Below are 11,061 nucleotides of genomic sequence, written 5' to 3'. Positions count from 1 at the left end.
TGGAAGCAGATGAAATATTATTGGCGAGATTTTCAAGTCATGACAGCTGATAAAATAGAGCAATGGGTGGAGAGAGTATCAAACCAATTCGGAAAAGAATACATGTTTACTTTTTAATGACAGCTTACTTTTATTCGGGAATTATCTCAGACACAAGGATGGAGTAATACTCCAATTTTAAGCCTGAATAAACACCAATGGGATGAAAAATTTGAGCTTAATAATGGCAATGCTCGTTTTTTTCGTATTACTGAGCTTTCTGCCGAAGAAGAAGCAATATTACGACAAGACCTTGAAAATGTAATTGCTTGTTTAGATTGTCCCGATTATTGTTGGATATACTATATTTCGGGTACATCGGAAGGGATTGAACTTTATCTAGGAGTGGTAAATAAAGCTTTACAGGGTAAATATACAAAGGTTCAGTCCAAACAATTCTGCCGTGATCGTAACCCCGTTTTGGATATTCGGGAAGCCAATGTCGCAATTGATTTTGGTACAAGTAGTACGGTGGTTGCCATTCGTAAAAATGGTAAAGATGAATTATTGCGTATTGGGATGCAGGAAAAAGATTTTGCCAAAGATGTAATTACTGACCAACAATATGAAAACCCGACTGTTTTAGAATTTTTAGATTTACAAAACTTTTTGAATGAATGGCAGAGCGAAAGTTACCGTCCATTGGTTGATTGGGATAATATCCATTGTTCACATGAGGCAAGAGCCGCATTACGCAATAATAATAGTAATACCAAAGTGGTGAGTAGTATTTTTGCTCGCTTAAAACAATGGGCTTTGCGGAATGAACAAACAGCGAAAGTTTGTTTACGTGACCAACAAGAGTATGAATATCAACTACAACCTTTAACTGAATATAATCCTGTCAAAGGTCAGCCAATTCAAATCGGTAAAGATTACCCACAACTTGACCCAATCGAAGTTTATGCGTGGTTTTTGGGAATGACCATTAACTGGCGAGAAAGGGGTATCTTCCTCAACTATTATTTAACTTTTCCTGTGAAATATTCCAATGAGGTGAAAGCCCGAATATTGGCAGCATTTCGCCGAGGACTACAACGTAGTTTGCCTGAATCATTGATTTATGATGAACGCTTTAATGAGTTTAGTGTGGAAGAGCTGGCTTCTGAACCTGCTGCTTTTGCTGCTGCGGCATTAGAGCGTCTGGAAATTGAACCTGATGATGGTGGTGTTTCCTATGCCGTATTTGATTTTGGTGGTGGCACAACCGATTTTGACTATGGTTTCTATCGTAATCCAAATGACGACGAACATGATGAGGGATGGGATCATGTCATTGAACATTTTGGTTCATCAGGTGACCAATTTTTGGGTGGTGAAAACTTACTAGAAAACTTAGCATATCTGGTATTTCAAGCGAATAGCAGCGAGTGTAATAAAAAGAAAATTGCATTTACTAAGCCATTGGATGCAGAAGTTTTTGCAGGTTCAGAACTACTCATCGCACAAACACAGGCTGCTTATACCAATACCACGCTAATGATGTCTAAACTAAGACCATTATGGGAAGCTGGAAAAATTGATCTTGATTCTAAAGGAACAGAAACGTTTAAACTGATTAATAAAGATGGGCAAACTGTAGACTGTGAGATCGCAATTAAACAGGATGAACTGATTAAGTTTTTGGAAAATCGTATTCGTCAGGGTTTAAAAGACTTCTTTATTGCCATGAATGTTGCCTTTAAACAGCAGCATCAAAAGTTACCTGAGCTGATTCATATTCTTTTAGCTGGAAACTCAAGTCGATCACGGATGGTATTAGGCCTGTTAGGACGTTTGGATGATGAGAAATCTAAAGCCTTACATCAATTGTTATTGGCAGATTTAGCAGAGATTTTTGAAGAATTACCTGATCTGGAAATTCATTTACCTTTAGATGCTGATCCTAAAAATGCTTATGCACCAACAGCAAAAACAGGTGTGGCGTTGGGGTTGTTACGTTTGTGTCCAGGGGAAACACTAAAAGTTGTCAACCATGCTGCGGAGGATAATACCGATAGTCCATTCCAATACTTTATTGGTGCATTTAGACGAGATACTTTGCAAGTGGCAATTCATCGTGGACAGACTTATCAGGAGTGGGCGGAACTCGGTAAGCCACTCAATGGCGTGTTGGTTATGGGTTATACAACTTCATCTAGCGCAGCGCTTGAAAATCAAGTTAAGCGTGGTGATAAAGGTGTGTTTGAACAAAATTTACGATTATCTGGTAATGTGCAAGGTCATAAGGTATTTGCTAAAGTACTTTCACCAAATGAAATTGAAATCTGTACAGCGCAGAGTTTGGATGATGTTCATCGCCAGCAGACCAATAACAATCGTATCATTCAATTAAGTATTTAATTCAATAGATTGTGGTTGTTTACTGTAGGGTAAGCAACCTATTTTCACTTTCATTTTGCTTTGAGAAACAAACATGCTTTCAGATATCCAACAAACCTTTAAACAAAACCGTGAACACTTTAATGAAGATTTTCGTTTACGTATCCATCGTTCATTAAGCTGGTTACAGCGAGCAGAACAGGCCAAACAAGAACAGGACTTTGATTCACAGTTTATTTTTCTGTGGATTGGTTTTAATGCTGTTTATGCGAAAGATTTAGGTGCAGATTTACGCAGTGCGGATAAGGGGGCATTTGTACAATTTATCTATCGGATTTGTTATTTAGATAAAGAACAGAAAATTTATTATTCAGTTTGGAATACCTTCTCAGGTAGCATCCGTATTTTGTTAAATAATCAATTTACCTTTCAGCCTTTTTGGGATTATCACAATGGTTTAATCACAGAACAGATTTGGGTCGAAAGTTTTGAACGAAACAAGAAAAAGGCATTAAGTGCTTTAAGCCAAAAAGATACTCCTGAAATACTCATTGCTGTTTTTAATCATCTATATACTTTACGTAATCAAATTATTCATGGCGGAGCAACTTTTAATAGTACAGTGAATCGTGCTCAACTTAAAGATGCCTGCAATATTCTAGCGACATTAATTCCTGAAATGTTGAAAGTGATGTTAAATCATTCTCATGATAAAACATGGGGTAAGCCATTTTATCCTGTAGTAAAGATTGCTTAGGTATAAATATCAAATGATATAAAATATTTAATTACTTAATAACATTTTAAAAAAATTGGAATGTGGTCTATTAGGGTGAACCGTACCGGGTTTGTCGGAGACTCAATATTCTGAGAGACTATTCCGATGAAAAAACCAAACTATACCCCCGAAATTAGAGAAAGAGCGGTTCAATTACTAATTGAATCTGAAAAAGATTATCCTTCTACTTGGGCAGCAATCACAGTTATTGCTCCTAAAATCGGTTGTACTCCTGAAACATTGCGTGTTTGGTATTTAAAGCATCTGGATCAACTAAATCCTGCCAAAGTACAACAGGTATCTGACCAAGAAAAAATGAAGCAAATGGAACGTGAAATTAAAGAATTAAAGCGTGCCAATGAAATTCTACGTAAAGCAGCCGCTTTTTTCGCCCAGGCGGAGCTCGACCGCCCACACAAATAATGGTGGATTTTATCCAGAACAATAAAGATCGATATGGTGTTGAAGCGATTTGTAGAATTTTACCGATTGCAGCTTCGACCTATTATCGGGCTTTAGATCTCGTTGATAACCCAGAACATCGAGCGAAACGTGCTCTGCATGATTTACATCATGCAGAGCAAATCAAACGTATTTGGAAAGAAAGTTTAGGTCGATATGGTGTGCGTAAGGTCTGGCAACAATTGAAACGTGAAGGTTATGTTATCGCACGTTGTACAGTTGCTCGATTGATGCAGAAGCTAGGTATACAAGGTGTTTGGCGTGGTAAGAATAAACAAACCACCCGTAGCCGAGATGATCAAAAAAGAGCAGATGACTTAGTAAAACGCAATTTTAATGCAGATCATCCTGACCCTTGCGAAGCAATGCTTCTCAGGTCGCTGACTTCACGTATATTCAAACTCATTCAGGCTGGGTTTATACTGCATTTATTATTGATGTCTTCTCACGAGCAATTGTTGGATGGAAAGTATCGACACGGATGAATACAGATATGGTGCTCGATGCACTTGAGCAAGCGTTACATGCTCGAGACATGCCAAAGAATGTGATTCACCATAGTGACAGAGGCGTGCAATATCTTTCCATTCGCTATACCAATCGTTTAGAAGCTGCAAATTTACGAGCATCAGTCGGTACGACTGGTGATTCATACGATAATGCTTTGGCTGAAACGGTGAATGGCTTATACAAAACAGAGGTGATTGAATATTTAAAAGCAGATTGGCAAGGTTTAGCAGATGTACAACTTGCGACACTAAACTGGGTAGATTGGTTCAATAAAGAGCGTGTACACAGTGCACTGGGTTATGTATCACCTTTTGAGTTTGAAGCAATGTACTATGATAAGATTAACCCGTTAGGTCAGGTGGCCTAACTTAAATAAAAAAGTCTCCGACAAACCCAGTACGGTTCAGCTTCTTTGAATCAATAGACTTCCGTCATAAATCAAAAAACGTACAATTTATTTGATCTTAAATTAATCAGCAAAATTATTTAATTCAATGGATAATCCTTGGATGAAATTCAAAGATATTCAAAAATTATCAGACGTTAAGTTTCGTAGGCTTACCGGTGTTAGTTGGGCTACATTTAACCTCATGTTGGCCGAGCTAAATAAGCAGTTACCTCGTCATATTGGTAAAGGACGACCGCATAAATTACCGTTGGAAGATCGTTTGCTCTTATGTATAGAATATTGGAGAGAATATCGAACATTTTTCCATCTTGGTATGAGTTACGGTGTATCTGAAACGAGTGCAATTCGTATAACACGTGTTATTGAAGATACCTTAATCCGTTCTGGAAAATTTAACTTACCAAAACAACTTCCTAATCGAGATGAAATGGATTGGGAAGTTGTTGTGATTGATGCAACTGAAATATTAGTTCAACGTCCAAAAAAAACAGAAGAAATGGTATAGCGGTAAAAAAAAGCGACATACCTTTAAATTTCAGCTATCTATGCACTATACAACAGGTGAAATACTAAGTGTATGTGGAAGTCATGGAAGCATGCATGATTTTAAAATATTTAAAAAAAGCATGAGGAAATTAAAATTTAAGCCCTTTTTTATCGTTGATAAGGGGTATTTAGGGATAAAGAAATTGGGTTTTGGATGCCTTATGCCATCTAAAGCAAAGAAAACTGAAAAACTAGATTCTGAATTAAAAAAGTTAAATAGAGAGATTGGTCGTAGACGAATTCAAGTAGAGCATGTATTTGGAAGGATGAAATGTTTTAAGATTTTATCTTGTGTATATAGAAATCGTCGTAAAAGATTAAACCTGCGGTTTAATTTACTTGCTGGCATATACAATTTAGATTGGGTGAAAGATAAACAATTAAATTGATTGAAAAATGATTTATGAAGGAAGTCTAATGTATTTCATACAAAGATTATGCCCGAATGTTTCAATATCTTTGGTACAAATAAACAGCAAAAGGTAGATCGTTTTTTGATTTATGCAAGAGATCTATTAAACACTATGTTATATTTTATTCAAATTTCTTGGTAAATTTAAAAAATATATAAATGAATAAACTTGAAGAAAAAAGATGTCATCAAATCATTCATACTGCAGCTGTGGCTGCGGCAGGTGGAAACCTAATTCCCGTACCGGGCTTAGGGGTTGCTACAGATATAATTGCAATGACTGCTATGACAATGAGCCTTGCTGCTGTTTTTGGTGGTAATCTCAGTCAAGAAGCGGCTAAAGGTCTAACGGTCCTAACTTTAAAGAGAACGATTTTAAAACAGCCTATGAAGGTTGTAGCAAAAGAGCTTTCAAAATTTATACCAGGAGCTGGACAAGTTGTTGCCCCTGCAATGACACTTGCACTTATTGAAGCAACTGGATGGTCGATTGCTAAAGATTTAGAGAAAAAATTTAAATAATAGAAATATAAGGGTTATAAACATGCAGAATCAGATCAAAATAATTTTAGATAATCGTAAAAATCAGTTACCTAAAGTTGAAGCTGAAATTGAGCGTTGGAATAAAATTTCAAGTGATTTAAAGCATTTGAATCAGGTGACGCATTCAATACTTCAAGAGCATGCTTTACCAGATGATTTAGCCCATTTGTTGAGAAATATTTCAATAGAGAGTATTGATAATAAAATTCCCAATGTGCTTGCTGATTTATCTTGGTTAAAACAAAGATTTAGTCGAAATACAATTAATATTGGTGTAAGTGGCCGTGCAAGGGTCGGTAAAAGCACATTATTGCAAAAAATTTCTGGTTTAGGTGAACAACAAATTCCAACGGGTTCTGGATTACCAGTTACTGCTGTGAGAAGCCAAATTTATCATAATCCAATTCAGCATAGAGCAATAATTGAGTTTCATGATTTTGCCTCATTTAGAGATAGTGTCTTACAGCCTTACCATAAAGAATTACAATTATTAGATAAATTGCCAAAAACAGCACAAGAATTTCAAAACATGCAATATCCACAGCGTATTGCAGAGCTAGCAGAAGCTATACAAGAAAATCCATCGAAAGCAGCATTATTGAATCGTTTGAATGAAATGCATCGTTCTTTTGCTTCTTATCGTGATTTATTAGAAAGTTCAGAAAGAGAAAAAATTTTTGAGCTCGATCAACTACGTGAATATGTAGCCTATCCTACAAATGAACAAGTGGAATCGGGACAACATATACGTAAATACTTAGCGGTCAAAGAAGCGAAAATCGAGTGCTCTTTCCCAACGGTTGAAGTGAATAATTTAGGTATTATTGATTTACCTGGTTTAGGTGAATTAGCAGCTGATGCGGAAAGACATCATGTCCAAGGACTAAAAAATGATATTGATTTAGTAATTTTAGTTAAGCGTCCGCTAGAAGGTATGGGGTATTGGGGGGCGGAAGATGGTAAAGCTACTGATTTATTAGATGAAGCTCGAGGCTATATTGAAAGCCGTAAAGATTTTGTATTTATTTTAATCAATACAGGTGGGGTAAACCAACAGCAAATTATATCGCTACGTGACCATATAAAGAGAGAGGCCAACGAAGGTCAAGATGGTTCTTTATACAATATTATTGAAGCTGATAATGCTGATGTACAGAGTGTGCAAACACACGTATTAAATCCAGTGCTAGAGCATCTAGCATCACGTTTAGGAGTAATGGATCAGCAAATTATTGAAGGTACTTTACGCCAATATAGTACGGTTGAGAGTCAGATAAAAATATTATTGAATGATCTAACGCAGGCTATTCAACAAATCAGTTATAGCGGTAGCTTACGTGAAGAAATAGACAATTTAGCGACTGATTTGAGAAATGAATTATCAGAACAATTAACGGATATGGTGTTAAGTCTAAAACATAAAGCTAAATCTGATGATGGTGCTGAGTTTGTTGATCGAGTAGAACTTATATCACAGAACATTATTAGTTGGATAAATAATGGATTTAATTCACAAGCGGACGGTTTAGAAGCTTGGAAGAAAAATGCTTCTAAAATAACTAAGCGAGATCGCAATAATGGGCGATTTGCTGTTGATGAGTTAAACCGTATTCGAGTGGAGATTAGTAAACAATATTGCCAATTAGATAACTATTTTAATGATACTTTACTTAAGGAGTTATTTGCACAAGTAGCTGAAACTTTAGGAGAAAATCTAGGTGCCTTGTTGGATAATAAAACTGAAAAAGAGGCAATAGAATATTTTGCTAAATGTTTAGCAGAGGCAAATGAACCTTGCGAGACGTTATCGACGGCTACAGAAAATTTATTGGCCTTAAAATTAGAATACCGTACACAATTCCACCCTCGTGTACGCGCACAGTTAGATAATCTGAATTATCAAATTGAAAATGCAGAGGGAGAACAAGAAATCCAATTTGTTGGTGATGTTGGTGATGCAGATTATTTATACCAACAAATGAGTAATCTTGCTAAGAAAGCAGCCTACGATACGAAAAAGGCTTTGTTAGAGGAAGTACGTCTGCCGAACTTAGTTTTATTTGCCGCTGCCGAACAGTTTGAGGATGAATTAATTCGATCGGGAGATAGTGAGAGAGAGTTTAAGCGATTAGCACACTCGTATAGTCATGAAATATGGCCTAACCACTTTGGTGAAATTGATGCATCTAACGCACGTGTAAGTAAATTAAAGTCATGTGTTAATAATATTTATCAATGGTTATAAAAACTCAATTTAAGTAGCTATAGAAAAGAGAATTTAAAAAAATGAGTGAGCTGGAATATAAAATCAGTATGCTAGGACCTACACGCGTTGGTAAAACTTCGCTAGTTGCATCCATACTTGGTAGTACCAAAGAAGAGGTATTAGTAGGAACAGCACTAAATTTGAAGACGTTAGACTTGGCAACTGAAAAAAAGCTATCTACTCATGCCAAAGAGTTAAAGAGTTCTTTGAATGCTGGTAGTTTTAATTCTGGTGCTGTTGCTGGTACGCAGGAACCCACCAAATTTAGATTTTCTTTAACTGACGGGGCTAATGAGTCACTGCTTAATTTTACCCTTTTAGATTTCCCAGGTGGGTGGATTGACCCAACTAATCGTCCTGAACAGCGCCAAAATGACTGGGAAGAGTGTAAAAAGTTTATTCACAGTAGTTCTGTTGTGATTATTCCTGTTGAGTCACCAGTTCTCATGGAAGCAATAGCCCCTAAGCAACAGGGAGCGATTGAGTACAATATTCATAGTGAAGAAATCAAAGAAATTATTACAGATTGGGCAAAATATCGTAATCATGAACATGCAAATGAACCATCGACAATTATTTTTGCACCAGTAAAGTGTGAATCTTATTTTACAGATAATGGCTTTACTTCTAATAAAGATAAAAGTGACGATTTGAAGAGGTTGGTAGAAAAATATTATGCCGAGGTCATTGAGTCTGCGCAAAACGAATTTGAGCATAATCAAAACTCTGCACTTAATATTATTTATACAGCAGTAGATACAATAGGCTGTGTTGAAATTATTAATGGTCAATGGGATCACGATAAAGAAAGTAATTTTTTACGCTTTAGTGCGGATTATGCTATCCGTAAAAGTCCAAAAATTAAACGTAAGGGCGGAGAAGATATTTTTATTACACTATTTAAAAACTTACTTAAAGCACAAGAAATTCGTGAAAAAATTCAACTTGATTCTACTTCTGCCGATTTATCAAATGTGGATAAAGAAGCTCAAAAAGCTAAAGATGCAGAAAATGGTTGGGATGATTTCTGGGGCTTTTGGGGAGTAGAAACAGAACGTGCCAAAAAAACTACAAGGCTATATGGAGAGGTAGACAAATTAACTAAAAAACTAGAAGAACAATCAGAGCAAATAAAGAAATTGAAAGAGATCATTGAGGACATTGGTAATCAGTCTTTTAGTAATCGTACCTCGGTTTTAGTATAATAAGTTGATAAAAATGAATATATATATCCAAACTCGTAGTGTGATGAAAGATTATCAATTTTTAGGTGATAGTCCTAAAGATAGTTGGTGGATGGCTTATAAGGAATATACAAGCTTTGAACACCCTACTGTCATTGTGGAAGGTAATACTAACCAACAATGGCGAATCTATTTAAGTGGGATGAATAGCTCTCGGGTAGACAAAGTTAATACACCGATTCGGTATACGTTTATTTTAGAAGATACTAAGCCTGTACTTGAGTCTGAGCTTCCGCAGCTACTTGGATTTATGCAAGCGTGGACACAAGCAATTTATGATTCTGAATCTAAAACTAAATTACAAAGCTGTTTGGATAGTTTATTTAGCATAGATGAAATTGATACATATTTCGCAAGTTCAGAGCAAAATAAAGCACAATTACAAAGTAGATTTAAGCAGTGGTTGTATGATTTTTCGTATAAGGATGTCGGGCTTGAAGTTGTACAGCTAAGCAATAGCTACATTGGCTCACAGCAATCTCAAATTGCTTTTTATCAACGCTGTAAGTCGATCTTGCAAATGAAAGAGTCTGTTCAAATGCAGTCAGCACTTCATTTAAATTATATTGAATCTAAAAAAGAGCTGGAAAATACTCAACTTGTAAATGAAGACGAGTATAAGTTTAGATTTACATTATTAGTTGAGGCTAAAGAGGTTAAACTCTCAGAAATTCACTTAAAAAAAAAAGCTACACGGACACAAGAGTTACGCCAGTTTCCAACCTCCACAACCAAGTTTCAAAACAAAATTCTATATCTAGTTCTAGGAATGATATTAATAATTCTAGTAGTTCTATTAATTTAGAGTTAAAAGATCAAAAGAATTCTAAATTAGTTCCAATTTCTATAGAGATAATATATCAGCAAGAGTTGTCGGTGCGGGCTGATGCTGCACTTGAGACTATATTAAATGAAAAAGGAATATTGCGGAAGGCTAAAGGGTTGCTAGGACAAGCGGTAGCCTGTGGCAAAGAATTTACAGGAACTAAATACTGTACAATTAAATTCGGTTTTGTAGAACTGCGCGATCATTCACGTAATTACGTGTATATAAGTGGTCCAAATAGCAAAAGAATAGAATTTAAGATAGAGTCTATAAATAACAAAGAAATCATAGAACAATTTTTTATTGCTAATAAAAGTAATGTTCTAGTAGAAGTTGAATTTCCAAAATTAGGTAGCTTTATATATGCTGTAAAAAGTGGGTACATAGATCAATTGTTCAATTTGGATAAATAATGATTTTGGGATTCACACGGTGTGATAGCAGTTATTTTGTTCCTCACTTAGATTTAAATATTTTGGTATAAAATTGGTAAAGTTTTTTATTGTAAGTTTCTAGTGCATACACCCATTTTGCAGATAGCAAGTAAGCATCCGGTGAACCCCATTGCCAAGTTTTAACGTAAGCGTCCGCTGAACCCCATGCCTATTTTTTAATTTGAGTTGGATTTCCAGCGATGTGGCAGTAATTCTTCTATTTGGGTCGCTTTATGCGTCGGCAGCCTTTTCAGCACATCACTTAAATAG

At 35.8% G+C, this 11,061-nt stretch carries 9 protein-coding genes, 3 pseudogenes and 1 other annotated feature; of the genes and pseudogenes, 11 read left to right on the top strand and 1 reads right to left on the bottom strand.

Translation table 11 applies throughout. The features are described 5' to 3' along the window. The 11 genes and pseudogenes from ACEO2X_RS11995 to ACEO2X_RS11945 form a co-directional block, all read left to right on the top strand. Positions 1 to 117 (top strand): annotated as a pseudogene (locus ACEO2X_RS11995) (transposase); the annotation flags it as partial. A gap of 267 nt (positions 118 to 384) precedes the next feature. Beyond that, the gene (locus tag ACEO2X_RS11990; protein WP_371972082.1) at positions 385 to 2,382 is read left to right on the top strand and encodes a hypothetical protein; all 1,998 of its coding nucleotides are present in this window, start codon (positions 385 to 387) and stop codon (positions 2,380 to 2,382) included. A gap of 73 nt (positions 2,383 to 2,455) precedes the next feature. Beyond that, positions 2,456 to 3,118, top strand: coding sequence for a hypothetical protein (locus ACEO2X_RS11985; RefSeq protein WP_371972081.1), 663 nt, complete (start codon positions 2,456 to 2,458; stop codon positions 3,116 to 3,118). A gap of 126 nt (positions 3,119 to 3,244) precedes the next feature. Further along, positions 3,245 to 4,478 (top strand): annotated as a pseudogene (locus ACEO2X_RS11980) (IS3 family transposase). Continuing rightward, positions 3,520 to 3,636, top strand: a sequence feature (AL1L pseudoknot). It overlaps the preceding pseudogene by 117 nt. A 142-nt stretch (positions 4,479 to 4,620) precedes the next feature. Further along, a complete protein-coding gene (locus ACEO2X_RS11975) occupies positions 4,621 to 5,025 on the top strand; it encodes a transposase family protein (RefSeq protein ID WP_045796822.1) in 405 nt (134 codons plus the stop codon). 37 nt (positions 5,026 to 5,062) lie between these two features. Further along, positions 5,063 to 5,455: pseudogene (locus ACEO2X_RS11970) on the top strand (transposase family protein); the annotation flags it as partial. Positions 5,456 to 5,637: 182 nt separating this feature from the next. After that, on the top strand, positions 5,638 to 6,000 hold the full coding sequence (locus ACEO2X_RS11965; RefSeq protein ID WP_340475816.1) for a hypothetical protein: 363 nt from the start codon (positions 5,638 to 5,640) through the stop codon (positions 5,998 to 6,000). Between the two features lie 22 nt (positions 6,001 to 6,022). Next, complete coding sequence (locus ACEO2X_RS11960; RefSeq protein ID WP_371972080.1) at positions 6,023 to 8,266, top strand: hypothetical protein; 2,244 nt, start codon at positions 6,023 to 6,025, stop codon at positions 8,264 to 8,266. Between the two features lie 41 nt (positions 8,267 to 8,307). After that, positions 8,308 to 9,492 (top strand): hypothetical protein, encoded by a 1,185-nt coding sequence (locus ACEO2X_RS11955; protein WP_371972079.1) that lies wholly within the window; start codon positions 8,308 to 8,310, stop codon positions 9,490 to 9,492. A 43-nt stretch (positions 9,493 to 9,535) separates the two neighbouring features. After that, a complete protein-coding gene (locus tag ACEO2X_RS11950) occupies positions 9,536 to 10,336 on the top strand; it encodes a hypothetical protein (RefSeq protein WP_371972078.1) in 801 nt (266 codons plus the stop codon). 71 nt (positions 10,337 to 10,407) lie between these two features. Further along, positions 10,408 to 10,770 (top strand): hypothetical protein, encoded by a 363-nt coding sequence (locus ACEO2X_RS11945; RefSeq protein WP_371972077.1) that lies wholly within the window; start codon positions 10,408 to 10,410, stop codon positions 10,768 to 10,770. 197 nt (positions 10,771 to 10,967) lie between these two features. Here ACEO2X_RS11945 and ACEO2X_RS11940 read toward each other — a convergent pair. Continuing rightward, positions 10,968 to 11,061: transposase domain-containing protein (locus ACEO2X_RS11940; protein WP_136143756.1), on the bottom strand; the 94-nt coding region annotated here is incomplete at its 5' end.

Origin of the sequence: Acinetobacter sp. AL9, assembly GCF_041464035.1 — a bacterium.
GTDB lineage: Bacteria > Pseudomonadota > Gammaproteobacteria > Pseudomonadales > Moraxellaceae > Acinetobacter > Acinetobacter towneri.
Note: the sequence above shows the minus strand (reverse complement) of the source record. Positions and strands in the feature narration are given on the sequence as shown.

Bases quoted from the DNA above. Each gene is read 5' to 3' on its own strand.
- ACEO2X_RS11985 (WP_371972081.1), top strand. From the start codon at position 2,456: ATGCTTTCAGATATCCAACAAACCTTTAAACAAAACCGTGAACACTTT.
- ACEO2X_RS11975 (WP_045796822.1), top strand. From the start codon at position 4,621: ATGAAATTCAAAGATATTCAAAAATTATCAGACGTTAAGTTTCGTAGG.
- ACEO2X_RS11965 (WP_340475816.1), top strand. From the start codon at position 5,638: ATGAATAAACTTGAAGAAAAAAGATGTCATCAAATCATTCATACTGCA.
- ACEO2X_RS11960 (WP_371972080.1), top strand. From the start codon at position 6,023: ATGCAGAATCAGATCAAAATAATTTTAGATAATCGTAAAAATCAGTTA.
- ACEO2X_RS11955 (WP_371972079.1), top strand. From the start codon at position 8,308: ATGAGTGAGCTGGAATATAAAATCAGTATGCTAGGACCTACACGCGTT.
- ACEO2X_RS11950 (WP_371972078.1), top strand. From the start codon at position 9,536: ATGAAAGATTATCAATTTTTAGGTGATAGTCCTAAAGATAGTTGGTGG.